Origin of the sequence: Vibrio sp. 10N.222.55.A1 (genome assembly GCF_041473835.1) — a bacterium.
In the GTDB taxonomy this organism is placed as follows: Bacteria; Pseudomonadota; Gammaproteobacteria; order Enterobacterales; family Vibrionaceae; genus Vibrio; species Vibrio crassostreae_C.
This window is the reverse complement of sequence record NZ_JBFRSX010000005.1, coordinates 52,147-77,561: the sequence shown is the minus strand read 5'-3', so window position 1 is coordinate 77,561 and position 25,415 is coordinate 52,147. Positions and strand designations below refer to the sequence as shown.

General features: G+C 46.3%; 24 protein-coding genes and 1 riboswitch. Of the genes, 10 read left to right on the top strand and 14 right to left on the bottom strand.

Annotation, left to right across the window (positions count from 1 at the left end; all coding sequences use genetic code 11):
• Positions 1 to 260: 260 nt before the first annotated feature.
• The 3 genes from AB4493_RS01100 to AB4493_RS01090 all read right to left on the bottom strand — a co-directional run bounded on the left by AB4493_RS01100 (position 261) and on the right by AB4493_RS01090 (position 2,801).
• Positions 261 to 473: a cold-shock protein gene (locus tag AB4493_RS01100; protein WP_004735656.1), complete on the bottom strand. Its 213-nt coding sequence runs from the start codon at positions 471 to 473 to the stop codon at positions 261 to 263.
• A gap of 310 nt (positions 474 to 783) precedes the next feature.
• Positions 784 to 1,209, bottom strand: a complete 426-nt coding sequence (locus AB4493_RS01095) for a phosphate-starvation-inducible protein PsiE (RefSeq protein WP_017062464.1) — start codon at positions 1,207 to 1,209, stop codon at positions 784 to 786.
• 221 nt (positions 1,210 to 1,430) lie between these two features.
• Positions 1,431 to 2,801 (bottom strand): NCS2 family permease, encoded by a 1,371-nt coding sequence (locus AB4493_RS01090; protein WP_017062465.1) that lies wholly within the window; start codon positions 2,799 to 2,801, stop codon positions 1,431 to 1,433.
• A gap of 58 nt (positions 2,802 to 2,859) precedes the next feature.
• Positions 2,860 to 2,959, bottom strand: a riboswitch (purine riboswitch).
• A 348-nt stretch (positions 2,960 to 3,307) separates the two neighbouring features.
• Between AB4493_RS01090 and gmk the strand changes: the two genes are divergently transcribed.
• From gmk to recG, 4 genes are all read left to right on the top strand, one after another.
• On the top strand, positions 3,308 to 3,931 hold the full coding sequence (gene gmk / locus AB4493_RS01085) for a guanylate kinase (protein WP_017062466.1): 624 nt from the start codon (positions 3,308 to 3,310) through the stop codon (positions 3,929 to 3,931).
• A gap of 119 nt (positions 3,932 to 4,050) precedes the next feature.
• A complete protein-coding gene (gene rpoZ / locus AB4493_RS01080; protein WP_009848003.1) occupies positions 4,051 to 4,323 on the top strand; it encodes a DNA-directed RNA polymerase subunit omega in 273 nt (90 codons plus the stop codon).
• 39 nt (positions 4,324 to 4,362) lie between these two features.
• A complete protein-coding gene (gene spoT / locus AB4493_RS01075; protein WP_019826453.1) occupies positions 4,363 to 6,489 on the top strand; it encodes a bifunctional GTP diphosphokinase/guanosine-3',5'-bis pyrophosphate 3'-pyrophosphohydrolase in 2,127 nt (708 codons plus the stop codon).
• Positions 6,490 to 6,872: 383 nt separating this feature from the next.
• Positions 6,873 to 8,951, top strand: a complete 2,079-nt coding sequence (recG, locus tag AB4493_RS01070) for an ATP-dependent DNA helicase RecG (protein ID WP_017066313.1) — start codon at positions 6,873 to 6,875, stop codon at positions 8,949 to 8,951.
• Positions 8,952 to 9,225: 274 nt separating this feature from the next.
• Here recG and envZ read toward each other — a convergent pair whose 3' ends face one another.
• Both envZ and ompR read right to left on the bottom strand, forming a co-directional pair.
• Positions 9,226 to 10,521, bottom strand: a complete 1,296-nt coding sequence (envZ, locus tag AB4493_RS01065; RefSeq protein ID WP_102332605.1) for a two-component system sensor histidine kinase EnvZ — start codon at positions 10,519 to 10,521, stop codon at positions 9,226 to 9,228.
• A gap of 153 nt (positions 10,522 to 10,674) precedes the next feature.
• Positions 10,675 to 11,394: a two-component system response regulator OmpR gene (gene ompR, locus AB4493_RS01060; protein ID WP_008218409.1), complete on the bottom strand. Its 720-nt coding sequence runs from the start codon at positions 11,392 to 11,394 to the stop codon at positions 10,675 to 10,677.
• A gap of 178 nt (positions 11,395 to 11,572) precedes the next feature.
• Here ompR and greB point away from each other — a divergent pair, with 178 nt between their 5' ends.
• Positions 11,573 to 12,055 carry a transcription elongation factor GreB gene (greB, locus tag AB4493_RS01055; RefSeq protein ID WP_017062470.1) on the top strand — a complete coding sequence of 161 codons (483 nt, stop codon included), beginning with the start codon at positions 11,573 to 11,575 and terminating at the stop codon, positions 12,053 to 12,055.
• A gap of 663 nt (positions 12,056 to 12,718) precedes the next feature.
• Entirely contained in the window at positions 12,719 to 15,049 is a 2,331-nt protein-coding gene (locus AB4493_RS01050) for a Tex family protein (RefSeq protein ID WP_372154384.1), read from the top strand.
• A 126-nt stretch (positions 15,050 to 15,175) separates the two neighbouring features.
• On the opposite strand, the gene AB4493_RS01045 is transcribed toward AB4493_RS01050, so the two are convergent.
• Both AB4493_RS01045 and bioH read right to left on the bottom strand, forming a co-directional pair.
• Positions 15,176 to 15,649, bottom strand: coding sequence for an ATP-dependent Lon protease (locus tag AB4493_RS01045; RefSeq protein ID WP_372154383.1), 474 nt, complete (start codon positions 15,647 to 15,649; stop codon positions 15,176 to 15,178).
• A 353-nt stretch (positions 15,650 to 16,002) separates the two neighbouring features.
• The gene (bioH, locus tag AB4493_RS01040) at positions 16,003 to 16,779 is read right to left on the bottom strand and encodes a pimeloyl-ACP methyl ester esterase BioH (RefSeq protein ID WP_017063077.1); all 777 of its coding nucleotides are present in this window, start codon (positions 16,777 to 16,779) and stop codon (positions 16,003 to 16,005) included.
• Between the two features lie 93 nt (positions 16,780 to 16,872).
• On the opposite strand from bioH, the gene AB4493_RS01035 reads away from it, so the two are divergent.
• The 4 genes from AB4493_RS01035 (at position 16,873) to cysQ (ending at position 19,985) form a co-directional block, all read left to right on the top strand.
• Entirely contained in the window at positions 16,873 to 17,586 is a 714-nt protein-coding gene (locus AB4493_RS01035) for a ComF family protein (protein WP_170962812.1), read from the top strand.
• Positions 17,587 to 17,695: 109 nt separating this feature from the next.
• Positions 17,696 to 18,280 carry a Fe-S biogenesis protein NfuA gene (gene nfuA / locus AB4493_RS01030; protein WP_004741449.1) on the top strand — a complete coding sequence of 195 codons (585 nt, stop codon included), beginning with the start codon at positions 17,696 to 17,698 and terminating at the stop codon, positions 18,278 to 18,280.
• A gap of 289 nt (positions 18,281 to 18,569) precedes the next feature.
• A complete protein-coding gene (gene nudE / locus AB4493_RS01025) occupies positions 18,570 to 19,121 on the top strand; it encodes an ADP compounds hydrolase NudE (RefSeq protein WP_017062476.1) in 552 nt (183 codons plus the stop codon).
• Between the two features lie 36 nt (positions 19,122 to 19,157).
• Positions 19,158 to 19,985: a 3'(2'),5'-bisphosphate nucleotidase CysQ gene (gene cysQ, locus AB4493_RS01020; RefSeq protein ID WP_017062477.1), complete on the top strand. Its 828-nt coding sequence runs from the start codon at positions 19,158 to 19,160 to the stop codon at positions 19,983 to 19,985.
• 119 nt (positions 19,986 to 20,104) lie between these two features.
• Here the strand turns inward: cysQ and AB4493_RS01015 are convergent, their stop codons facing one another.
• From AB4493_RS01015 to gspH, 7 genes are read right to left on the bottom strand one after another with little or no spacing between them, the layout of a single operon-like run.
• Entirely contained in the window at positions 20,105 to 20,884 is a 780-nt protein-coding gene (locus AB4493_RS01015; protein WP_017070118.1) for a type II secretion system protein N, read from the bottom strand.
• A 1-nt stretch (position 20,885) separates the two neighbouring features.
• Entirely contained in the window at positions 20,886 to 21,374 is a 489-nt protein-coding gene (locus AB4493_RS01010; protein ID WP_102332602.1) for a type II secretion system protein M, read from the bottom strand.
• Between the two features lie 20 nt (positions 21,375 to 21,394).
• A complete protein-coding gene (gene gspL, locus AB4493_RS01005) occupies positions 21,395 to 22,624 on the bottom strand; it encodes a type II secretion system protein GspL (RefSeq protein WP_372138861.1) in 1,230 nt (409 codons plus the stop codon).
• A complete protein-coding gene (gene gspK, locus AB4493_RS01000; RefSeq protein WP_017062481.1) occupies positions 22,593 to 23,642 on the bottom strand; it encodes a type II secretion system minor pseudopilin GspK in 1,050 nt (349 codons plus the stop codon). Before gspK ends, gspL begins: the two co-directional genes overlap by 32 nt.
• A complete protein-coding gene (gspJ, locus tag AB4493_RS00995) occupies positions 23,626 to 24,393 on the bottom strand; it encodes a type II secretion system minor pseudopilin GspJ (RefSeq protein ID WP_017063073.1) in 768 nt (255 codons plus the stop codon). Before gspJ ends, gspK begins: the two co-directional genes overlap by 17 nt.
• Positions 24,380 to 24,775 carry a type II secretion system minor pseudopilin GspI gene (gene gspI, locus AB4493_RS00990; RefSeq protein ID WP_017062483.1) on the bottom strand — a complete coding sequence of 132 codons (396 nt, stop codon included), beginning with the start codon at positions 24,773 to 24,775 and terminating at the stop codon, positions 24,380 to 24,382. Before gspI ends, gspJ begins: the two co-directional genes overlap by 14 nt.
• The gene (gene gspH, locus AB4493_RS00985) at positions 24,762 to 25,355 is read right to left on the bottom strand and encodes a type II secretion system minor pseudopilin GspH (RefSeq protein WP_372154382.1); all 594 of its coding nucleotides are present in this window, start codon (positions 25,353 to 25,355) and stop codon (positions 24,762 to 24,764) included. The genes gspI and gspH overlap by 14 nt, the downstream gene beginning before the upstream one ends.
• Positions 25,356 to 25,415: the final 60 nt, after the last annotated feature.

Below are 25,415 nucleotides of genomic sequence, written 5' to 3'. Positions count from 1 at the left end.
CGCGATGAACCTTTTTTTTTGGATACAGTAATAGTAATCAGGATGAGCAAGTGACTGGTTGTTACGTAGAAGGTTGAGTTAGAGCAAAGAACAGATACAACGATAGTTAGAACGAGATAACGGACGTAAAACAGGATTTTTGAATACTTAGAGAGGGTATTGCTAATGGAGAAGAGTGTTGCGGTAAAACTGAGGGGGGAAACAAATTTGAGAGAGAAAGTAACGCAAGTTGCTAATGCAACCTGCGCCGACTTAAAATCTTATAGAGCTACAACGTTTGCAGCTTGAAGACCTTTTTGGCCTTGCTCTACTTCGAAAGACACTTGTTGGCCTTCTTTAAGAGTCTTGAAACCTTCAGAAGCGATTGCACGGAAGTGTACGAATACGTCAGCGCCGCCGTTGTCTTGAGTTAGGAAACCGAAACCTTTCTCTTCGTTAAACCATTTTACTACGCCGTTTGTTTTGTTAGACATGATGTGTCCCTTATATAAAAATAAAAAATTAATCGCCAAAAGTGCGATGCGCTGAAAGCTTGAATTATTTAATGTATCTATGAAGCCAAGGGAAACACTGAGAATAACAATGAAGCAATACTAAGGGTTTTACTTTACAACTGATGTTTCATTTAATAACTCTGAAAACAGAGCGAGGCCATTCTTGGTGATCTGGGTCGGGTTGTAAAGCTTTATTTGAAAATAATTGATGTTTTTTTGTTCGGTTGGCTTGAATTCAAGCCCAGCTAGGTCGCCGGGCTTGATTTGTAAGACTTTGATCTCAAAAAATTTACTCGTCCGGCTGCTTAGTTCTGAGATCGACATATGGCCAGTAATGGTGACCGACTCGAATCAACAGAGTTGCTGCTGCTAAGATAAATGCCGCTAAAGATAACCAAACGATCAATACCGCATCGAGTTCTTTCATGCCCAAAGTGATGTAACGAGCAATCGCCATCATCGCGATATAGATTGGGTATCGCACTGGGATCTTACCGTTCATCACAAACTGCTGAACCATCGCCAACACTTCTAAATAGATAAACATCAGCAGAATGTCGGTCAATTGCACTCGGCGTTCAGCGAAGACATGCATGAACTCTTCGACCATCGCAAACAAGGTCGCGAGCGTGATCGCCACCAGCAATACCGCTTCCATAATGTGGAATACTTTTAAAAACGGCTTACTAAAAGATTTAGGTAAGTGAGAAGGCATAGTCACTCTTCAAAAAATAATTAATCCAGTCTCTACAATAGCATGCATCAATATAAGTCGCGTACTGTCAAAGCACCGACTTTAGGCTAACGCCATCAACTCATCGGTAACCAACATTAAGAAGCAACGGTAAAAAGCAACAAATACAAAAATGGCCCCGCATTCACTGCAGAGCCATCTGTTTGTCTTTTACTTAGCGACTTCTTAGTGACTAATTAGCCTTAAAGCAGAATCAGGTAAGTTAAGAACACCACACACAGTCCGTAGATAAGCGGGTGTACTTCTTTGCGCTTACCTGCCACAACCATTGTGAATGCGTAGCTGATGAAGCCCATCGCCATACCGTTCGCTGGAGAGAAGCTTAGCACTGTGAACATGATGGTAAAGAAGGCTGCAATGCGTGACTCTTTCTTTTCCCAGTTGATCTGACCAAGACGACCTACCATGTAGATGCCGACTACTACCATCGCCGGTGCAACCATTGCAGCCGAGAAGATAGAGAAGATTGGGTATAGGAATAGCGAGATTAGGAACAGACCAGCCACCATGACTGCTGCCAAACCCGTTTTTGCACCTTGAGAAGAAGCGATGCCAGACTCAGAGAAAGCAGTGATCGATGTGGTACCAAGAATTGAACCAATCACAGTACCGCCCGCATCTGCTACTAGAGCCGATTTCGCGTTTGGCACCTTGCCGTCTTTATCGATGATACCCGCATCACGGCCAACGCCGACAATGGTGCTCAAGCCATCAAAGAAATCGACAATCAAGAAGATAAGTACGATGAACAGTAAGTCGAACATTTTCTCTGGCGTGAAAGCAGAGAAATCGAAGATAGCGCCGAAGCTGCCAGCCATGCTTGGTGGCATAGCAATGAACTGCTCTGGGATTGGTGCGTTTGAAGTGCCCATGAAGACGTCAGCAAGAATCGTCAACACGATAGCAGAAACGAATGAGATGAACGTTGCTAGCTTGATGTCACGAACCATACAACCCAGTGCGATGAAGATGCTCACGTAAGCGATGATCACTTTTGGATCAGAAATGTCGCCTAAGCCAACCAGTACGAATGGGTTAGAAACGATGATGCCCGCATTCTTAAGACCTAAGAAAGCAATGAACAGTCCGAGAGACACGGTAATCGCCAACTTCAAATCTTCAGGAATCGATTCAATCATCGATTTACGAATATTGGTCAATGAGAACGCAAGGTACAAAATACCAGATAGGAAGATACCGAACAGCGCTTCATTCCAAAGCACGGCAACAGATCCACTTAACAGCAGACCTTTGAAAAAGCCGTTCATACTCATGCCCGGCGCTAGCATTACAGGGTAGTTGCCCCAAATGCCCATAATTAGGGTTGCGATTGCCGCAGACAGAGCCGTTGCAGTAAACACGGCACCTTTGTCCATGCCTGGAATATCACCCAAAATTGCTGGGTTAACCGCCAGAATGTAACTCATCGCCAAGAAAGTAATGAAACCCGCATACAGCTCAGTGCCAATCGTGGTTTTTCTTTCAGTGATTTTAAACATCGAATCAAGCGAGCCAGAGGTGTTCTGGGCTTTCAGGGTGGAATCGGTACTCACAACAAAACCTTTGCAATAAATTAAGAATTTGGTGATTCAAATGCTGTGAGAATAGAGAGGTCTCTACACTAAAAACTGTAGTCACCAAGGTAGGCTCGGTAGTAGAAACATCTAGTCCATATCACTAGATATATACAGCATTTAATCGTTTGCGCGGATTGTAAGGATTGAGATTAAAACTTCAACAAATTTTGTCCAGATCACATAAAAAAGTACCGATGACGAGTCATTACATTTATACAAAGATCCTTGAGAAGATCATTCGCTAATAAATAACGATCAAGCCAGTTGTTCTCAATCATCTAAATATGCTACTCTTCGCCTCCATTTTTCTGACCTAATTTTCACCAGTTGCTTCTATTAGTTTTACTCGTTATCTCTTTATAGACGTAACCAACGGCACAATTAGTAGATGCGCCATCGGAACAAAAATTAGAGTCAGTGCTATCTTTTAAAGTGTAGGTTTATTGCCTTCACTCAATCCAACCAACAGTGGAAATATACAGATGGGCAAAGGTACTCTTTACATCGTATCTGCACCTAGTGGCGCAGGTAAGTCGAGCTTGATCTCAGCAATGCTAGAAACCAATCCAACCTACGCAATGAAGGTATCTGTTTCACACACCACTCGCGGTATGCGCCCTGGTGAAGAAAATGGTGTTCACTACCACTTCGTAGAGAAGCATCATTTTGAAGACCTTATTACTAAAGGTGAATTCCTAGAGTACGCTGAAGTGTTCGGCAACTACTACGGTACTTCACGCGTTTGGATTGAAGAAAACCTAAACCGCGGTATCGATGTGTTCCTAGATATCGACTGGCAAGGTGCTCGTCAGATCCGTGAACAAATGCCTCAAGCGAAGAGTGTATTCATTCTTCCACCATCAAATGGTGAGCTAGAGCGTCGTTTGAATGTTCGCGGTCAAGACAGCGACGAAGTTATTGCGAAACGCATGAGCGAAGCAAAATCAGAGATTTCTCACTATGCAGAATATGATTATGTGATCGTGAATGACGACTTTGATGCAGCCCTAATGGACTTCAGAGCTATCATTCGTGCGGAGCGCTTAAAAGAAGATAAGCAAGCAGCGAAATACAGCGGCATGCTTACTGCTTTATTAGCGGAATAATCTAGATCCCCTAGATTTTCTATTGAGATAAGTATACGGTGATCTAGAAAGTATCTAGTTAAACTTGTATACTTTCTCGTCATCAAAAATTTATTAGTTAATTACTATTTGGAGTCCTCATGGCACGCGTAACTGTTCAAGACGCTGTTGAAAAAGTTGGCAACCGTTTCGACCTAGTTCTTATTGCGGCTCGCCGCGCACGTCAAATGCAAACTGGCGGTAAAGATTCACTAGTGCCTGAAGAAAACGATAAGCCAACGGTTATCGCTCTTCGCGAAATCGAAGAAGGTCTTATCACTAAAGACGTACTAGATGCTCGTGAGCGTCAAGAGCAACAAGAGCAAGAAGCAGCTGAACTTGCAGCAGTAAGCAGCATCGCTCACACTCGTTAAGAACGTCATTCGAACTAATTAACCTTCCGGGCCTTTAATTTGTATCTATTCGATAGCCTCAAAGACGTTGCCCAAGAATACCTAACAGAGCCTCAAATTGAGGCTCTGCGTCAATCTTATGTGGTAGCGAGAGACGCCCATGAAGGGCAAACCCGCTCAAGCGGTGAACCATACATTATCCACCCTGTAGCTGTTTCAAGAATCCTGGCAGAAATGCGTCTGGATATCGAAACCCTGCAAGCTGCTCTGCTTCATGATGTCATCGAAGACTGTGATGTCACTAAAGAAGATCTAGAGGAAAAATTTGGCAATACCGTTGCTGAATTGGTTGATGGTGTATCTAAGCTGGATAAGCTTAAATTTCGTGATCGCAAAGAAGCGCAAGCAGAGAACTTCCGCAAGATGGTTCTCGCCATGGTGCAAGACATCCGCGTTATCTTGATCAAATTAGCTGACCGTACTCACAACATGCGCACGCTTGGGGCACTTCGTCCTGACAAAAAGCGTCGTATTGCTCGTGAAACCCTAGAGATTTATTCTCCACTAGCTCACCGTCTTGGTATTCATAACATCAAGACCGAACTAGAAGAGCTGGGCTTTGAAGCCCTCTATCCTAACCGTTATCGCGTACTTAAAAACGTAGTGAAAGCTGCGCGTGGTAACCGTAAGGAAATGATCCAACGTATCCATAGCGAAATTGAAGGCCGCCTTGAAGAGGTCGGTTTGCCTGCTCGCGTACTTGGTCGTGAAAAAAACCTGTTCTCCATCTACAACAAGATGAAAACTAAAGAGCAGCGCTTCCACACCATTATGGACATCTACGCTTTCCGCGTCGTGGTTGATACCCCAGATACTTGTTATCGCGTACTTGGTCAGGCTCACAGCCTGTACAAGCCTCGCCCTGGCCGCATGAAAGATTACATTGCGGTACCAAAAGCCAACGGCTACCAATCTCTGCACACGTCAATGATCGGCCCTCACGGGGTGCCAGTTGAGGTTCAGATCCGTACTGAAGATATGGATCAAATGGCAGACAAAGGTGTCGCAGCGCACTGGTCTTACAAAGGCAACGGCTCACGCAGCAGTAATGGCACAACCGCACAGGTTAAAGCACAACGTTGGATGCAGAGCTTACTTGAGCTGCAACAAAGCGCGGGTAACTCATTCGAATTCATTGAAAACGTTAAGTCTGATCTGTTCCCAGATGAGATCTTCGTGTTCACGCCGAAGGGTCGCATTGTCGAGCTTCCGGCAGGCGCAACAGCGGTCGATTTTGCTTACGCGGTGCATACCGATGTCGGCAACATGTGTGTAGGTGCTCGTGTAGACATGAACCCTTACCCACTCAGCAAATCGCTGAAGAACGGTCAAACTATTGAGATCATCAGTGCTCCGGGCGCACGTCCGAATGCAGCATGGCTCAACTACGTGGTGACATCACGTGCGCGTACTAAGATCCGTCAGGTTCTGAAGACTATGCGCCGCGAAGAGTCGATTACCTTAGGTCGTCGTCTACTGAACCACGCACTTGGCGAACACTCGATTGGTGATATCGGCCAAGAGAACGTTGAACATGTATTGTCTGATCTTCGTCTCGACAGTATTGAAGACTTGCTAGCGTCAATTGGTCTTGGTGAGCTGATGAGTATCGTGATTGCTCGTCGCCTGCTAGGTGATGCTGACGAACTGACTGAAGTAGAAAACAACAGCGACACGCCTAGGAAGAAACTTCCAATCCGTGGTGCTGAAGGTCTACTGCTAACGTTCGCCAACTGTTGTCACCCGATTCCAGATGATCACATCATTGCCCATGTCTCTCCAGGTCGTGGCCTTGTGGTTCACCGTGAAACGTGTCCAAACGTTCGTGGTTACCAAAAAGAACCAGACAAGTACATGGCGGTGGAATGGTCTGACGATTACGACCAAGAGTTCACAGCTGAACTTCAGGTTGATCTGCAGAACCACCAAGGTGCACTGGCTGAGTTAACTAACGTTATCTCGAAAACAGGCTCAAACATTCATGGTATTTCAACTGAAGAACGTGATGGACGCCTGTACACAGTGACTATCTTGCTGACCACCAAAGATCGTGTTCATCTTGCAAGTATTATGAAAAAGCTACGTGTGATGCCACACGCGCTGAAAGTAAGACGTCGTAAGAACTGATCAAAGTAAAGATGAGGGATTCGAGATGGCGAGATGCGAAGAGCAAAAGACTTCGTGACTCACCATCTTGGCTCCACATCTTTTTTAATCTTTTCGTATCTCGTTTACTCGTACCCCGTATCTGCTCTTCATTCCTTCGTGTCTCGTTTACCCGCATCCCGCATCTGCTCTTATCCCTTCGCATCTCGTTTACCCGCATCCCGCATCTGCTCTTCATCCCTTCGCATCTCGATTACCCGAATCCCGAACCTGCTCTTAATCCCTTCGAATCTCGTTTACTCGAATCCCGTATCTGCTTCTAATCTGCTCTTACGCTTTATCCTGTACAAAAATCCAGTAAAATGCTTGAATAGATTATCTCTCTTATGTTTATGAGCCTTGTTATGTCACAGCTTTTATCTGCTATCCCTCTCAACTCTTTATCTGGAGTCGGCGCAAAAGTCGCAGAGAAACTGGAGAAGGTTGGGCTTAACAACGTACAAGATTTACTGTTTCACCTGCCTTTGCGCTACGAAGATCGAACGCGTATCTATCCAATCGTAAAACTGCATGCTGGTTTATGGGCAGCAGTGCAAGGCAAGGTAATGCACGTCGATACCATTTTCGGTAAACGTAAGATGCTCGCAGTAAAGATCAGTGATGGTAATGGCACTATTACACTGCGTTTTTTCAACTTCACTGCAGGCATGAAGAATAACTTTGCCGAAGGCAAACAAGTGCATGCTTATGGTGAGATCAAGCGCGGTAATATGGGGCTTGAGATCGTCCACCCTGACTACAAATTCTTTGCGCCGAGGCAACAGCCAGACGTTGAAGCCAATCTGACTCCGGTGTACCCAACCACCGAAGGGCTAAGACAAGTCACGCTGCGTAATCTTACCGATCAAGCCTTAGAGCTAATCGACAAGGCCGCAGTTAACGAGCTTCTCCCATCAGGTTTATACGACCACCAAATTACCCTCGCACAAGCACTGCATACCATTCACAGGCCGCCCCCGGGCATTGACCTAGAGCTGTTTGATGAAGGCAAGCACCCTGCGCAACTGCGCCTAATTATGGAAGAGTTACTGGCTCAAAACCTGTCTATGTTGTCTGTTCGTAGCAAAGGGCAGCAAGACAAGGCAATGCCTTTTCCTCCAGTAAACACCCTTAAAGATAAGCTACTGGCTCAGCTGCCGTTTTCACCAACCAATGCCCAAGCACGAGTGACTAAAGAGATCGAAGCTGACCTTGAAAAGCCGCATCCTATGATGCGTTTAGTGCAAGGTGATGTGGGCTCTGGTAAAACCTTAGTCGCTGCACTGGCGGCGGTTCGCGCATTGGAACACGGTCAACAAGTAGCACTTATGGCACCCACTGAACTACTCGCAGAACAACACGCGATTAACTTTGCCAACTGGTTTGAGGCAATGGGTATTCAAGTTGGATGGCTAGCAGGTAAGCTCAAAGGCAAAGCTCGTGAAACTGAACTAACACGTATTGCCAGTGGCGAAGCGCAAATGGTGGTCGGTACTCATGCCCTGTTCCAAGAGCATGTCGAGTTCAAAAACCTTGGTTTAGTGATCATTGATGAACAGCACCGATTTGGTGTCCACCAGCGATTAGAGCTACGTGAAAAAGGCGCAAAGCAAGGCTACTACCCCCATCAGTTGGTCATGACCGCTACCCCAATCCCACGAACGTTAGCAATGACGGCCTATGCCGACCTCGAAACTTCGATTATTGATGAACTGCCACCGGGACGAACCCCAATTCAAACCGTGGCAATTCCTGATACCAAGCGCGATGACATTGTTGAACGTGTGAAAAATGCGTGTCTCAATGAAGGCAAACAAGCCTACTGGGTATGTACGCTGATTGATGAATCGGAAGTACTGGAAGCTCAAGCTGCAGCTGATACAGCAGAAGAGCTACAACGCAAACTGCCTGACGTAAAAATTGGTTTAGTCCATGGCCGTATGAAACCCGCCGAGAAACAAGCGGTGATGCGAGAGTTCAAAGAGAACAAGCTGCATCTATTGGTTGCGACAACCGTGATTGAAGTTGGTGTGGATGTTCCGAATTCGAGCTTAATGATCATCGAGAACCCAGAACGTCTTGGCCTAGCGCAACTGCACCAACTGCGTGGCCGTGTCGGCCGAGGTTCGGTCGCAAGTCATTGTGTATTGTTGTATCACTCTCCGCTGTCTAAAACCGCTCAGAAACGCCTAGGTGTGCTACGTGAAAGTAACGATGGCTTTGTGATTGCACAGCGCGACTTAGAAATCCGTGGCCCCGGTGAATTGCTCGGTACCAAACAAACTGGCTTGGCTGATTTCAAGATCGCCGATCTAATTCGTGACCAACGTTTGATACCTGAAGTGCAGCGTATTGCGCGTCATATTCACGATAGCTACCCAGACAATGCTAAGGCGATCATCAACCGTTGGTTGGGTGAACGCGATGTTTACTCTAAGGCGTAGTTAACACTAAGGCATAGTTAACACTGAGACCGTATTCAAACGTAAAAAAGGCTTCCTCAAGGAAGCCTTTTTAGTGTGCGTTACTTTCATCAAGCAAGAGCGAGATTCCCTATTCGCTCGTTCCTCACGATAGGGAATGACGATCAAAGTAAACTTTCATCATCAAAGTCCATGGTTAGCAATTCGTCATCCCCGAGAGGGAAGAATGACAGAGTCGGGGATCTCTTAACCATTCCCGAACCGAACTTATCGTCATCAAACGGACCGATGATAACTAGGGCTTAACAGGGAAACTGATCTGCGCTTTTAAGCCACCTTCACTGCGGTTATTGACCACAACAGCGCCTTGGTGTTGGCTAACGATACGCTTAACAATTGCTAAGCCCAAGCCCGTTCCTTCGCTGCCACGAGCCGTGTCACCACGTGTGAAGGGTTCAAACAATTTACCAATCTGGTCTTGTGGGATACCCGGGCCATTATCTTCTACTGTCACCCAAGCAAGCTTGTTATCCGCCGTCATACCAGTTGATACCTTGACCCAACCATTACCGTAACGCAGCGCATTCACCACCAAGTTGCTCACAGCACGCTTCATCGCGATCGGATTACCTAGCGCTGGCTTCATCGATTCTGGAATATCGGTTTCAATCTGAACCTCGTAGCCACCCTCAGAGCTCGATACCTCACGAGCAATATCATCGACAAACACCGCTTGGAATGAATCTCGGTCGACAGGCTTTAGGTAATCCATGAACTGGCTGATGATTTCATTACACTCTTCGGTATCACTGATAATCCCCTCAGCTAAGTAGGCATCCTCTGGTGACATCATCTCAGTCGCTAAGCGAATACGCGTTAACGGAGTACGTAAATCATGGCTGATACCCGCCATCAACAAGGCGCGGTCTTCTTCTAGCTCTTGGATGCCTTTCGACATCTGGTTAAAGGCTCGAGTTACCGAGCGAATCTCTTGTGCGCCTTGAACTGGCAATGGCGGTGGAATATCACCTCGCCCGACACCTTGCGCCGCTTTCTCTAGCGCTATCAACGGACGGTTTTGCAATCGGATAAACAGCCAACCACCTGCGACAATCAACAGCGCCATGATCAGACTGTTACGAAACAGTGGTGCAAAATCCTCTTCTTGCAGCTCTGATAACGGAATACGAATTAAAGAGTTGGGTAACTGCGCAATGTCCATCCAAAGCACATAGCTCTCTTTACCCAAGATCAGCCGCACTTCAGTTTCAGAACCCAGCTCCTTGGTCATCTCCTCACTCATCAGGTCGATTGCGACCGCATGGTAATACTCACCCGCCGCTTCGCTGTCCTTGGCGTGAACGGTTACCCCGAGCTGTTCAAGCACACGCTGACGCAATGGCGCATCGATCTCGATATCACTGCCTTGGTCCAATACCAGGTTTAGCTCGTGAGCCAAAATCTTATTAAACTGCTGCAAACTTGGCATCAACGCATAGTTAAACACCGCGTAATAAGAAAAAATTTGGCTAGCGACCAATAGCGTTAAGAAAAGCACTATCGACTGAGTAAAGGAGCTACGTATACGCATGGGGTACCCGAGATGTAGAAAGATAAAGAAAGTGTTATATGACTATAACTCTAAACCATTGTGCTGAATAGAAAACGGGCCATCGCATATTAATGAGATGACCCGTAAGATTCACAGAATCGATAAAGCTACTGTAGAGCTTATTAAGCTGAATTACACAGCTTTGCCATCTGGAACGAATACATAACCCAAGCCCCACACCGTTTGGATGTAGCGAGGTTTGCTTGGATCTTCTTCAACTAGACGACGCAGACGTGAAATCTGAACATCGATAGAACGTTCCATTGCTGAATACTCACGGCCACGAGCCATGTTCATCAGCTTATCGCGAGACATTGGCTCACGAGCATTCGTTACCAAGGACTTAAGAACCGCAAATTCACCCGAAGTAAGCGGCATTGGCTCTTCACCGCGGAACATTTCGCGAGTACCTAAGTTCAAGCGGAACTCACCAAACTCAACCACAGACTCTTCTGTGCTTGGTGCACCCGGTGCTTCAATGACTTGGCGACGCAGTACAGCTTTAATACGAGCAAGCAGTTCACGTGGATTAAATGGTTTTGGCAGGTAATCATCAGCACCCACTTCCAAGCCCACAATGCGATCCACTTCATCACCCTTTGCAGTAAGCATCAGGATTGGTAGCGAGTTGTTTGCGTTTCGTAGACGACGACAGATCGATAGACCATCTTCGCCCGGCAACATTAAATCCAATACCATCAAGTGAAAATTTTCACGGGTTAACAGGCGGTCCATCTGCTCACTGTTTGCCACGCTACGCACTTGAAAGCCCTGCTCTGACAGATAGCGCTCTAACAGTGCACGTAAACGAGCATCGTCATCGACCACTAAAATTTTGTAGTTTTCTTGCATGTAATGGTTCCACCTATTAAAGCTTAAACCTAAGGTTAAGCATTCTTGGTAAATTGTATATTGGTATAAGACATTAAAAATGTAACATTATTGGAGAAAAAGTCGCCTAAATAATTGTTAACGTATGTTGCCTTTCTATATATTCTATCTTAGATCATCATTTCATTAAGTCAGATTTATGAAAACCAAACTTATTACTCGAGAAGGTTATAACAAGCTCAAAGCAGAACATGACCACTTATGGCACGAGAAACGCCCTGAAATTACTAAGATAGTCACTTGGGCGGCAAGCCTTGGAGATCGCTCAGAAAACGCAGATTACACCTTCAATAAGCGTCTACTTCGTCAGATCGATCGCCGAGTGCGTTTTTTAAGAAAGTTCCTACCTGATGTCACGATCGTTGATTACTCGCCACAACAAGAAGGTAAGGTATTTTTCGGTGCTTGGGTCGAAATTGAGAATGATGATGGGGAAATTAAGAAGTTTCGAATTGTCGGCCCAGAAGAGATCTACGGCGATGCTAAAGGCTATATCTCTATCGACTCACCAATGGCTAGAGCTCTGCTCAAGAAAGAAGTAGATGACGAGTTTACGGTAAAAACACCGGAAGGCGACAAAGAGTGGTTCATTAACTCGATTCGCTACGCAGACAACGAATAACCAAACTTAATAAACACTTAGCGATAAACTGAGTGTTCAGCAAACCCAAACTCCAGATAAAAGAAAACCCCGCAAGGCTTTCGCCTAGCGGGGTTAAGTCTCTATCGCAGCAATCCGGCTACTGTTTATCTCTTCGAGATAAGGTGCTCCCTGCATCTTTCCTTGATAGTGGCTAAATCCTTTAACCAATTTCCTTTTTGTTCATCGCCATCCTAGCGGTGTCCATTCTAGCCTGTCATCCTGACTGGCGAATCTCATCCAGAGATTATCACTTCCTTGCTGACCACTCATCCTAAGTAATCAAATCTTCATCCTGAAGATACCTAGTCCATTAGGCTTTTTCCTGTTCCTGCCAACTCCCTGTCGACAAGTTAAATATTACGGCAAATGGCCGTGTTTCCTAGATAGTCTTAAAAAACATTTCAGGTGAGAAATACGCCCACAAACACACAATCAAATAAAATCAGCAACTTAGTGTAACATCAAGACGATTTCATCGGTCTAAAGCGACTTAGTCTCACATCACTTGTAAGAGATCTCGCACAAAGCGGGTATCAGAAACGGAAATTCGACTTCTGACAGGATAATTACACAGCCAAAGCTAGAAAAAGCGTACGCTCACCCCCATGTATTTGTCATGATATTAAATAAGAGATTCATCGGATGAGCCAAGCTATCTGTCGACTGATCGCTGAAGAACTGAATGTTCGTTCAGAGCAAGTCATCGCCGCAGTCAACCTAATTGATGACGGTAACACCGTTCCCTTTATTGCCCGCTACCGTAAAGAAGTTACGGGTGGCTTAGACGATACCCAACTACGTAACCTTGATAGCCGCCTTTCATACCTTCGCGAGCTAGACGATCGTCGCCAAACAATTCTTAAGTCGATTCAAGACCAAGGAAAACTCACGCCAGAACTCGAGCGTGATATAACTCAGGCTGACAGCAAGACTCGCTTAGAAGATTTATACCTGCCATACAAACCAAAGCGTCGCACTAAAGGTCAAATTGCTATCGAAGCAGGCTTAGAACCACTTGCCGACACACTGTGGAATGAACCACAGCACGATCCAGAAACGGAAGCGGCGAACTTCATCAGCAACGATAAAGGCATTGCCGATACCAAAGCTGCTCTCGATGGTGCTCGTGCGATCATCATGGAACGCATTGCGGAAGACGCAAACCTACTAGAAAAGATTCGCCAACACCTAACACGCAACTCAGAGCTAGTCGCTCGTGTAGTGACAGGTAAAGAGCAAGAAGGCGAGAAGTTCAAAGACTACTTCGAGCACAACGAAACACTCAGCAAAGTGCCGTCTCACCGTGCACTTGCCATGCTGCGTGGCCGCAATGAAGGCTTCTTAACACTGGCAATGAATGCCGATCCTGAGCAAGAAGAAGGTGTACGTGGTTCATACTGTGAGAACATTATCTCTGATCACTACGGCATTACTCTGAGCAGTGCTCCTGCGGACGCGTGGCGTAAGCAAGTGATCAGCTGGGCATGGCGCATTAAGGTTTCTATGCACATGGAAACTGAATTGATGGGCGCAATGAAAGAGCGTGCAGAGATCGAAGCGATTGAAGTATTCGCAACCAACCTAAAAGACCTACTCATGGCAGCGCCAGCTGGTCCTCGAGCAACCTTAGGCTTGGACCCAGGTTTACGTACCGGTTCGAAAATCGCTGTCGTGGATTCAACCGGTAAGGTTTTGGCAACAGAAACTATTTACCCTCACCCACCTCAAAAGCAATACGACAAATCGGCACACGTGGTTGAGCAGATGGTTCGTCAATTCAATGTTGATTTGATTGCGATTGGTAACGGTACGGCTTCACGCGAAACCGACAGCTTTGTGGCTGACGTAATTAAACGCGGCAACCTAAAAGCGCAAAAGATCATTGTTAGCGAAGCGGGCGCATCGGTGTATTCCGCGTCTGAACTAGCTGCAAAAGAGTTCCCGAACATGGATGTATCAATCCGTGGTGCGGTGTCTATTGCTCGTCGTCTGCAAGATCCACTGGCAGAACTGGTGAAGATTGACCCTAAATCGATCGGTGTGGGCCAATACCAACACGATGTGAGCCAAACCATGCTTGCTAAGCGCCTAGATGCGATTGTCGAAGACTGTGTAAACGCAGTTGGTGTTGATGTGAATACCGCATCTGCCGCGCTACTGACTCGTGTTGCTGGTCTGTCTAGCACCATTGCTCAGAACATCGTGGATTTCCGTGACGAGAATGGTCGTTTTGAAGCGCGCACTACGTTGAAGAAAGTGGCTCGTTTAGGTCCAAAAGCCTTTGAACAGTGTGCCGGCTTCCTACGCATTATGGATGGCAAAAACCCACTGGATGCATCATCGGTTCACCCAGAAGCTTACCCAGTAGTGAAAAGCATTGCCGAGAAAAACCACAAAGACATCAAATCTCTGGTGGGTAACACCGACTTCTTACGTGGTTTGCACGCGGTTGATTACACCAATGAAAACTTTGGTGTTCCAACGGTCACCGACATCATCAAGGAGCTGGATAAGCCGGGACGCGACCCTCGCCCTGAGTTCAAGACTGCAACCTTCGCAGATGGCGTAAACAGCGTTTCAGACCTAGAACCAGGCATGATTCTAGAAGGTGTGGTATCGAACGTGGCTAACTTTGGTGCCTTCGTTGATATTGGTGTTCACCAAGATGGCTTAGTTCATATTTCAGCACTCACCGATCGCTTTGTCTCTGACCCACGTGAAGTGGTTAAAGCGGGCGACATCGTGAAAGTGAAGGTGATGGAAGTGGATGTTCAGCGTAAACGTATTGCACTGAGCATGCGTATGAAGGACGAGCCTGGACAAGACAACCGTGCTCAACGTTCAAGTGCACCTCGTACACAAAACCGCTCGAATCAAAACTCGCAAGGTGGCCAACGCCGTCGTGAAGAGCCGCAACAAAACGCTGCAATGGGTGGAGCATTCGCTGCCGCTTTTGCTAAAGCGAAAAAGTAATCCATTAGCTCATCTAAAAAGCTGATGTGCTTAAAACAGAAAACCTGCATCCCTTAGGGTATGCAGGTTTTTTTATTATGTGTTCAAAAAAGACATCGAAGCTTGGTTGACTCGTAAACTTTTGATTTATAAGACCACCAACATCTCTGATGGAGCATGAGGCGCAACAGCATGACCATAATGATACTTTATGACCTTACGTCGTTTCTCCATCTGTCCTTCCTGAATCGCCGCATCTAAAACATGCTTTGGCAGGCGGAAACGCATGGTATAACCTTTGCCTTGATCAGCACTGTATGTTTTCAGTGCCAATAAGCTGAACAGCCGATCAAAAGGGTCTTGTGGCTCTTCTTGGCTAACCGAATTGGCCTCTGACTCGTTCTCCATTTCATAACCTGGATGGTCTGAAGGATCCCAAGCCGACTGCTGCCTTCGTTTATCGTCCGGTTTTACCTTACGCTCTGCATTGGTTCTCGCCAATGCTACTGCGGGAGCAATAGGTTCTCGGACTCTATTATCACGCGCAACTTGCTCTGTTTGCACATTAACGGACGGGGCGATTAGTGGCACACTCACTGCAGTTGCAGGTGACACAATCATCGCGAACTCTCCTCAAGAATCGCCCATCAATATTGCCATAACACTGTTGTACCGAGAACGCACAACAGGCATAGCCCAACTTAGCGCAATCAGCTCTGGAGAGAGTTAGGTCTGAGTATCATGCAACACGTTGGTGTTATACCAATCGTAGTAAATAACTGATCATCCTAGCTTGTTAAAATGCTCGATAACGGCGTTAGATTTTTTGATTGTAGAATAACTACTTATCGAAACTACTTGTCAAAAAAAAGCTGCCTTGTTCTCAAGCCTTTTACCTACGCTATTTTTGAACACTTACTTACTGTGATTGGTATTAGCTTATATATCGACCAAGCCGGATATATATTTAGCAATTATTTTTGTGCGAAGCTGACAAGCTCACTGCAAAAGGCATCCGCTTCGGTCATAAACGGTGCATGCGAAGACTGGGTAAATATGTATTGCTCGGTATGAGGCAAGGCTGTGCCTAAGTCTTTCGCAACCTTGATTGGCACCAATCCATCTAATCGACCATACAAGCGTAGCATTGGTACTGAAATCTCAGGCAGTTGTTCACGCAGATCGACATCCGACAGCATCTTTAATCCTGCCAATAATGAGTCAGGGTTCGGCAACGGGCGAGACAGCACCGCTTGCTTGAGTTGTTTTACATCTTGCCTTGCTGAAGGGCTGCCCATGGCTTGCAATGCCATAAAGCGTTCGATGGTGGTTTGGAAATCTTCAACCAGTTGCTCGGTGAATGCGCTTAATACGTTGGGCTGAATGCCTCGCCATAACACGGGCTCTTTTGCAGCGGCGAATTTGGGAGAACTGGCGACAGTCACCAGCTTGCTCACGTAATCTGAGTGATGGAGAGCCATGTGCGTTGCGACCAAGCCTCCAAGTGACCAACCCACCCAAATCGCTTGCTTTGGTGCTTCGGCCAAAAGCTGCTGAGCAATCTCTTCAAGATCTTGAGCGTGGCAGTGCGCGCTGTGTCCATACCCTGGTAAATCGACAACATGCACTCGAAAATCAGCTTGTAATGCATTAACGGTTTGTTGCCATACCGCACCGTTCATTCCCCAGCCGTGAACCAGTACTAAATCAGGCCCTTGCCCAGAAACATGCCAATATAACGCGTCACTCATTCTCAATATTCCCTACTTTTTCCATCAGCGATAATCCGCGCTTTTCAGTATGGTGAGCAAAAGGAACACCATAACCCAAAAGCATCACGAGCTATGTTATCCGATTGGCTACAAAAACACACACCACGTCTGGTCACACCTCAATGCCACCTGTGCAAACTTGATAAACTGCCCAGTGATACACATCCTCGATGGTGCAATTCTTGTCTCAAACTCTTTCAGCCAGTACCACGCTGCCAACGATGTGGTTTAAAAACACTGCTCACAGTAGAGCAGTGCGGACAGTGCTTATCTCAACCTCCACCTTGGCATCGCCTCTACTGTGTCGGCGATTACACCTTCCCTACAGCAGGTTACATTCAGCAAATGAAGTACGCTGATAAGTTTTGGTTTGCACGTGATCTATCTAAGCTATTGGCATCACGTATCGAATATCCTGCTCCGCTGATCACCAGCGTGCCGCTGCATTGGCGTCGATATACTCATCGCGGCTTTAATCAAAGTAAGCTGCTAGCCGACTACACGGCTCAAGAGCTTGGCGTTGAAAGTGATGTGCTCTTTCGTCGAATTCGCTCAACGGCTTCCCAGCAGGGGCTGACTAAATCCGCACGATTACACAATCTAAAGAGCGCTTTTGCGCTGCGAAAACAAGACGTTCAAGGAACTATCCCCTCTCACGTCGCGATAATTGATGATGTTGTAACCACCGGCAGTACTGTGTATCAATTATGCCAATTACTACTTGAAGTGGACGTTAAAAGGATTGATATTTACTGCATCTGCCGCACTCCTGAGCCCTCTGGATAAAAGCTGTGAATCACTACTTGTACAGCAATCCAACAAAAAAGGGCTGAATTACAAATCTGACAGGAGTAGAATGGCGCTAATAACCTACAAATCTACTCAGGTATTCGTCGTGTCAAATATTACTATTACAGAAACAGCTCAAACTCACTTTGCCAATCTGCTGTCACAGCAGCCTGAAGGTACAAACATTCGTGTGTTCGTGGTAAACCCAGGCACACAAAACGCTGAGTGTGGTGTTTCTTACTGCCCAACAGATGCTATCGAAGCGTCTGACACAGAGCTTAAATTCGAAGCTTTCTCTGCATACGTAGATGAGCTAAGCCTACCGTTCCTAGATGAAGCTGAAATTGACTTCGTTACTGACAAAATGGGCTCTCAGCTAACGCTTAAAGCACCAAACGCTAAGATGCGTAAAGTCGCAGACGATGCACCACTTCTAGAACGTGTTGAATACGCAATTCAAACACAAGTTAACCCACAACTTGCTGGTCACGGCGGTCACGTTAGCTTGGTAGAAATCACTGAAGACGGCGCAGCTATTGTAGCATTCGGTGGTGGTTGTAACGGTTGTTCTATGGTTGATGTAACGCTAAAAGAAGGCATCGAGAAAGAACTTCTTCAACAGTTTGAAGGTGAACTGACTGCTGTTCGTGATGCAACTGAGCACGATCGTGGTGAGCACTCTTACTACTAATCACTGATTTAGTGTTAGTTGTTATTTGAAAGGTTGATGCGCAAGCATCAACCTTTTTTGTTATGTGGATAAGCAAGTTAGGACTATCGCGTTCTCTCTATACTCTTTTGCTATACAACCATATTTTCACCTCGTTACCATCTTGAGTAAGGTATTCAAGTGATCGTAATCGATTCCTGCTTCAATAATTTTCGGATATGAAAACTCGGATCTAGGAACTCAAGGTCATTTCCCCTATATTAGAATGACTTTATAAGAAAGAATTCCAATGAGCTAAGGAGCGAGCGCAATGACGAAAAGGACCAAGCCAGAGATTTTGGCTAAACAAACTGTCGCTCAATCAAGACTATTCTCTATCGAGTCTCTCGACTTACGCTTTTCAAACGGCGAAGAGCGCACTTACGAACGCATGAAGCCCAGCGGGCGCAACGCAGTGATGATGGTTCCTATTACTGAGCAAGGCGATATTCTATTAGTACGTGAATATGCAGCGGGAACTGAACGCTACGAACTTGGCTTTCCAAAAGGGCTGATTGATCCAGGTGAGCAGCCAAACGAAGCCGCCGTTCGCGAACTCAAAGAAGAGATAGGCTTCGGTGCCAACAAGCTTACTCCGCTGAAGGAAGTGATCCTTGCACCCTCTTACTTCTCTAGCAAAATGACGCTGTTTATTGCAGAAGACCTCTACCCAGAAAAGCTAGAAGGTGATGAGCCAGAGCCTCTCGATATTGTGCGCTGGCCACTTGCTCAAGCCGAAGAACTGTTAACACATCTCGATTTCTGTGAGGCTCGGAGTATTACAGCCCTGCTTTTAAGCCTTCGTGTATTAAACAATAACTAGAACATTCAGGCTCGCTCTAAGAGTAAGAGAACATTTATGCCAATAACAAAAGATTTGTCTCACCTCCTACCCTCTGTCATTGAGATTGCTCGCTCTGCTGGTCAACTCATCTTAGAGATCTACGAGAAAAAGGATTACGAAGAGTTCATTAAGAGTGATGACACTCCAGTAACCAGTGCCGATCTTGCAGCACATAAGCTGATATTAAAAAAACTCAGTGAATTGACGCCTGATATTCCCGTATTATCCGAAGAAGACGCCGACATCAGCCTAGAGCAACGCTCTCAATGGGATCGCTACTGGTTAGTTGACCCACTGGACGGCACCCAGGAGTTCATCGCACGAAGTGGTGATTTCGCGACAATTATCGCCCTAATCGAGCATAACAAGCCAGTGATGGGCGTGGTATACGCACCCGTTTCAGGTGTGAGCTATTACGCTTACAGTGGCAAAGGCGCTTGGAAGATCCCAGACCTTAATGACAGCGTGAAAATCAAAACGCATCGTCACGAGCTGCCAAACCAGTCAATCGCCATGGCGATCAGCCGTCGCCAGGACATCAATCGCATCACTAGCCGTATGAGCTCAGCATGGAATTATGATTTGGTTCCTCTAGGCTCAGCAGCGCTTAAGGCCTGTTTAGTCGCAGAAGGCGCTGTGGATTGTTATCTGCGCCTTGGACCAACCGGAGAGTGGGATACCGCCGCAACGCAGTGCATTGTTGAAGAAGCTGGCGGACGTATCTTAAGTACTCAACTAGAACCGCTTTCGTACAATGAAAGAGAAACGCTAGAAAACCCGAACTTCATTGTACTCGGTGATGCAGATTTACCGTGGGTAGAAATTTTGCAAGGCAAAGACTAGGCGAGTTTGCTCCCTTTAACTGTCAGATATCCTCTAGATTCTCAGAACAAACAAAACGGGCACCTCAGTGAGGTGCCCGTTTTTTATATCTCGTAATTTAGTGACCCTTAGCCGTTTAGCTAAAAACGACCTTGATAAGTAAACTGGTACTTACCTTGGCTATCAGGATTACCCAACCATTTAAGCTGATTTTGCATCGTTGGCGGGAATTCAACACCCGGTTTAAACCACGCTGCAGATGTGTAGCGCTGGTTAGATGTTAGACTCGCTGAGAACTCACTGTCTACTTGAGTGCTCTTCTGAACGCCTTTGGCTGCAATTGTACTGTCTTCACAGGTTATGTCCGCAATCACAGGACCAAGGTCTAACGAACCAACAGGTGAATCGACTGCAGCACCAGACCAAGCCACAGTACCTTCACCAGACTGACACCAAGGTTGAGCATGAACCGCATGCTTGATCGTCAGCTCAACCTTTCCACCAATTGAAACCGGGACTGGAATGGCTGGAGCATATTTCATCACGTTAGCAGCGGGCATTGATGCGACTAAGTTTTCCGCATACGCACCACTCATGCTGTACCCAACACGCCCTTTTCCTGACAAGTTCATGTCGCTATTACGACCAAAACGAACCGCTAATTCAGCTTTGGCTTGGAAGAGTTTAGAGAACTGAAAGTCCCACTGTACTGAACCGTAATTAACACGCTGCCAGGCGATATTATTGGCGCTGCCCTGCCAAACCGTTCCTTCAACACCTTCAATATTCAAGCCACGCACAGCCGGTGCATGTTTGAGTACAAAAGAGGCCGGTAGATGCAGCAACAGACTAACCGAGAAAAAGACAATAAAGATGCCGCCAAAAAGTAAACCTAACTTCAAAGATAAACCGCGTTTCACATTAACCTCGTTTAAACTGTAGTCGGTTGACCTCAATAACCCCTGGGTTATCGGAGCGATCAATGTCCATAAACTCAACCTCCACACCCTGTTTTTCTTTCAGGTATGTTAGCCAGTCAACGAACTTATTAAAAGGCACAGGTTTTACCCACACTTGCAACATTTCGCCACGTGGTTGCACGCGTATTAGCTCGATATTAAAGCGACGCATAGAAGCTGGCACAGATTGATTCAAAGGTTGACTGGCACTAATGCCGCCACTGCCTCGTAGTTCAACCACTTCATTGGCTTTATTGGTTACCCAAGCCAGTAGTTGCTTCTCGCTTTGAATGCGGGTCTGCGCAAGTTCAGCTCGCTGACTGAGTGGCTGGATTAGCCCCCAATAAACGACACCGACCACCAATAAAATTGAGCAACCAATCACTAATCGTTGCTCTCTTTGACTTATTGAAGTCCACCACGCTTGGAGTGGCTCAATCATATTTCTCATCACTGATCTCCTTACGCAGTTTATTGACGGGGTTTAAGGGTAAAGCTACCAAATACGGCATCACCATTACGATTCAATGGCCCTTGCTCAACGGTAAACTTCTCTTCAAGTTTCACTCGCGCAGTCTCGAAATATTGGAAGTCAGTACTTTTCGCTTCCAATCTCACCTCTGAGCGGTTGCCGTCGTAGCGAATACTATTCACTTCGATGGCTTTCACTTGTCCTAAAGTTTCTGGCAGTAACGCTAGCCATCCAAGTAAGGAATCACCATCACCCGAGCCACCATACTTCTTAGCTTCGTCGTTCATCTGGCGCTTAAGGTAGCTGACCGTCGGAATACGTTGCTTGCCCGGAAGTACGCTTCTAAAAATACGTTCACTCTCCGTTCGGTATGCTTCGGCTTGTGCTTCGTACTGCTGAACCTTTAAGGCTTGCTGAGTGACGATCACCGCCACCAGCACACAAGCTGCGATCGCTACTTTTTGCCATACACGCCAGTACTTACTGAATGAAGATTTGGTTTTAAAGGTGCCAGTCAGTAAGTTTACGCCACTTGTAATGGCTTGTTGGCTCAGTAAAGACATCACCAGTTCAGCAGGTTTAGCTTGCCACTCAATGCCACTTTGCAGTTGAACGTCATCACTTGGCAGTGCGGTGTAGCTAAAAATCGTTGGTGATTGCTCTTCGTCATCTAAGGCAACCCAATCGCTTTGTAAGAACATCGCTAGCCACGCCTCATTGATCGACACTGCTTGATAGTTGCTTTGACGCAATAACCAATGTTGGTCGATCTGCAGCGCACTGATGCCCTGATCTTCTAAAGGCAACGCTAAGGTATCAGGCAATACTTTACGAAAGATAATGTTCGCTTCGCGGAAAGTATCCAGCGCCTGCTTAAGCCAATCACGTTCCACACCACACACTGTCGCGTGCGTTGCGTCTTTCTCTAAAATAGTCAGGTGTAAGTCTTCGATATCTTGTGCGACTTCGTCTTCTAATAAAAACGGCAGCATAGAATCGAACTGGCGAGCAGCACCTTTCGGGATCTCAACACGCTTAATTAAGCATTCACTTCCCGGCAATAAAGCGATACAGCTGCGCTTTTCAGCGTAAGGCGTTAACTCATCCAGCTGCTCCCAGCTAGACAGTTCACCGCTTGCTATCACTTCTTGTTGGCTTGTCGACCAAACTAACCACTGCACAGGGCTTTGTGGTTCGCTACTCAGTCGAACGGTCAGAAACTCGCTCACTGATTCCTCCAAAACGACGGCGTACTACCGTCACTGTTTCTCGATTACTACTATAGAAAAGCGTCCGTATACGTACACGTGACTGCTCAACTAATACCTCTGCATCTAGCTCAAAATAGGCGCTATCTACAGTTAAATATGCTTTCGCTTTTTTGCTGACTTCGGCACTCACACCCACAATAGCAGGCTCAGCCATAAACGCATCCACCGTATCCCAACCATCGAATGGGCGTTTGTCTATCAGCTGTTTGGCATCCGATTCACTTAAGCCGGGGGCAAACATCGCTTCCAATAACGGCGCCTGCTTTTCCGTAAGAGTATTCACATTCAAACGGAAATCGTCGCTCGGCAGAGCACAAACAAAGGGGCGAACCTTATTCATCACCTCACCAGTGACTTGATAAACCGAGCGTAGCTCGGACTCATCGGCCATTAAGCCATTCGCTGCCAAATAAGATGGCTTCATCGCCTCATAAGTACTGTCTTCTACACCAGCTGAAGAGGTGGTTCGGGTATCACTATCAACAAATTCCCAGCTTGAATGTGCAATAACCTCGGCCTGATAAGGCTCAACATCTTGGTTTTCCAACAAGGTTTGCCAAACCGTAATTAAATAAGGTGTTTGGTTACTTGAAGTCGTCGCCACACCAGCCAACGCATTGAGATTAAAACATGCCTGAGCATCAACAATACGGCCTTTAACTTGACCATAATCCAACGGGTATACCTGTTCTTCTAACGCCCATGGTTGACTCAAGTTGACGGTATCACTGTCTTTGTAGCTTTGCCTAATGCCGTCTTGCACCAGCGCTTCGACACCAATGCTGTACCAGTAAGCCTGTTGGTAATTCAGTTGATTGCCCACGCGCTTAAATTGAGTAAACAGGCGTTCCGACATACTGCCTGCGATGGTTGCCATTATCGCCAGTAGCATCAGGATAATGATCAGCGCAACACCTCGCTGCTTGCGCCCCATGGCAGACCTTGTCAGTGCAAACTTATTAGTTCGATGAGTCATTATTCCCCTCATTACTACTTGAAGAGTCACTGTTTGAAGAATCATCGGCCTGATCTAGCGTGCCACCAGGGGTGAGATAAATACGCTCTATCTCACCATAATCTTTCAAGGTTAGCTTTAACCTTACCGCTTTCGGTAGCGATTTGTCGGCTTGCCACTCTTTCCCCCAGCGGCTTCCGTCATAAAACTCGAATTCCAAGCTTTCAACATCATCAAGCAAAGGCGTAATCACACCTTCTTGTCCTGCAGGAGTATCGGGGTAGCGCCACCACACACGCTCAAGCGTTTCTTCTTTAATGCGGTAACCCACTTTGGTGACTTCTCCGCGAGGAAACTGCTGCTGTGGGTTATGCCAGCCAAGGCGAGTAAACATGATGCCAACGCTGTCGGAATCCAGTAAATACTCTTTAATTAAGATCAGCTTAGATGATGCTTCTTCACCGTTGGTACGAAATTGTCGCACCGCCATCTGGCGAAAATCATTATCTAAAATGACTAAGCTACGTTGCAGTTGATTTAAACGAGCACTGCGCTCGATTGAAAGCTCGTTGCTGCGCTGAACCTGATTTACTACCTGATAAGCCGCCATGCTTAACGTGGCAAAGATAGCGATCGAGACCAAAACCTCAATTAAGGTAAAGCCTCTCCCTTTCGAAGATAGTCCTTGTTTACGAGGCACACGCTTATTGGCGGACATGCTCTTACTTAGCGATTTGCTCTGAGCTAACGACACGCTTTTACTTGACCACATAGCTGCGCACCGTGACCACTGGAGAAGCTTGTTTACTGGTTGCCACACTCACATCAAACGCCTTTAATAAATCATCGCTAGTATCGATTGGCGTGACCTTCCAAAACCACTCTCTCTCGGCCAACTCTTGTGTGCCCTGCGCTTTTTTTAGCTTCTCAGGATGCAGCATCACCAAAGCCATTTGATTATCAACGACCATAGCCGCGAAGGTTTTTTCTTCGAGATAACTGAGGGTATTGATGTGCTGAGTAACAGCACGAATCACACTGATCGCCGCAGTCGCAAAGATAGCGAGCGCAACCAATACCTCAAGCAGCGTCATTCCTCGAGAACCAAGGGGCATACCACGAAAACGATAAGGAGAACGGTTATTCCTCTTCATCTTCTTCTCCCGGTTCTAGCAGTCGAATCACACCATTGTCCAATACTCGAATACGCCAACCATCTTGTATGGTGTCTCCGGTATTTGGATAAAACGACAATACAAATGGCGTCATTTCAGCACTCGACAAGATGTAGATCTGTGGTGGTTTCGGCTTCTTTTCCTCTTCAAGATCAGCAAACATATCTTCATCAAACAAGCTTCCTGGGTTGAACAACCGATCATCGTCTTCCCATGCGCCACCACCTAAGGTCAGTGACAATGCGAGTTCTTCCGGTAGTTCAGTTAAAGAGGGGATTTTTTCAAAATCGACTTCTTGCCAGCCTTCAGACTTAAGCGCCATCAGTACATAGGTCGATTTCTTTTCATCAACTCGAACGCCAAAATCTAAGCCGCTCAAAATAGCCTCTTCATTGAGTAATTGAACTCGCTGATAAAAGCTTTGAGCGTATTTTTTAGCAACATCTTTGCTATTGGTAGGAATGGTCGCGATCACCGCAACCGCCGTTACTGACAGTAGTACCAACACCAAGAGAATCTCAATCAAGGTGAAACCTGGCTGTGTTTGCTGAGTTTTCACCTTGTAGACTCCATCTGTTTACGTCCTACCATCAATAACGTTTCAAACGACAATAACGAA

Excerpts from the sequence above, each read along its gene's own strand:
- AB4493_RS01100 (WP_004735656.1), bottom strand. The coding sequence starts at position 473 with ATGTCTAACAAAACAAACGGCGTAGTAAAATGGTTTAACGAAGAGAAA.
- AB4493_RS01095 (WP_017062464.1), bottom strand. The coding sequence starts at position 1,209 with ATGCCTTCTCACTTACCTAAATCTTTTAGTAAGCCGTTTTTAAAAGTA.
- gmk (WP_017062466.1), top strand. The coding sequence starts at position 3,308 with ATGGGCAAAGGTACTCTTTACATCGTATCTGCACCTAGTGGCGCAGGT.
- rpoZ (WP_009848003.1), top strand. The coding sequence starts at position 4,051 with ATGGCACGCGTAACTGTTCAAGACGCTGTTGAAAAAGTTGGCAACCGT.
- recG (WP_017066313.1), top strand. The coding sequence starts at position 6,873 with ATGTCACAGCTTTTATCTGCTATCCCTCTCAACTCTTTATCTGGAGTC.
- envZ (WP_102332605.1), bottom strand. The coding sequence starts at position 10,521 with ATGCGTATACGTAGCTCCTTTACTCAGTCGATAGTGCTTTTCTTAACG.
- ompR (WP_008218409.1), bottom strand. The coding sequence starts at position 11,394 with ATGCAAGAAAACTACAAAATTTTAGTGGTCGATGACGATGCTCGTTTA.
- greB (WP_017062470.1), top strand. The coding sequence starts at position 11,573 with ATGAAAACCAAACTTATTACTCGAGAAGGTTATAACAAGCTCAAAGCA.
- AB4493_RS01050 (WP_372154384.1), top strand. The coding sequence starts at position 12,719 with ATGAGCCAAGCTATCTGTCGACTGATCGCTGAAGAACTGAATGTTCGT.
- AB4493_RS01045 (WP_372154383.1), bottom strand. The coding sequence starts at position 15,649 with ATGATTGTGTCACCTGCAACTGCAGTGAGTGTGCCACTAATCGCCCCG.
- bioH (WP_017063077.1), bottom strand. The coding sequence starts at position 16,779 with ATGAGTGACGCGTTATATTGGCATGTTTCTGGGCAAGGGCCTGATTTA.
- AB4493_RS01035 (WP_170962812.1), top strand. The coding sequence starts at position 16,873 with ATGTTATCCGATTGGCTACAAAAACACACACCACGTCTGGTCACACCT.
- nudE (WP_017062476.1), top strand. The coding sequence starts at position 18,570 with ATGACGAAAAGGACCAAGCCAGAGATTTTGGCTAAACAAACTGTCGCT.
- cysQ (WP_017062477.1), top strand. The coding sequence starts at position 19,158 with ATGCCAATAACAAAAGATTTGTCTCACCTCCTACCCTCTGTCATTGAG.
- AB4493_RS01010 (WP_102332602.1), bottom strand. The coding sequence starts at position 21,374 with ATGAGAAATATGATTGAGCCACTCCAAGCGTGGTGGACTTCAATAAGT.
- gspK (WP_017062481.1), bottom strand. The coding sequence starts at position 23,642 with ATGACTCATCGAACTAATAAGTTTGCACTGACAAGGTCTGCCATGGGG.
- gspJ (WP_017063073.1), bottom strand. The coding sequence starts at position 24,393 with ATGTGGTCAAGTAAAAGCGTGTCGTTAGCTCAGAGCAAATCGCTAAGT.
- gspI (WP_017062483.1), bottom strand. The coding sequence starts at position 24,775 with ATGAAGAGGAATAACCGTTCTCCTTATCGTTTTCGTGGTATGCCCCTT.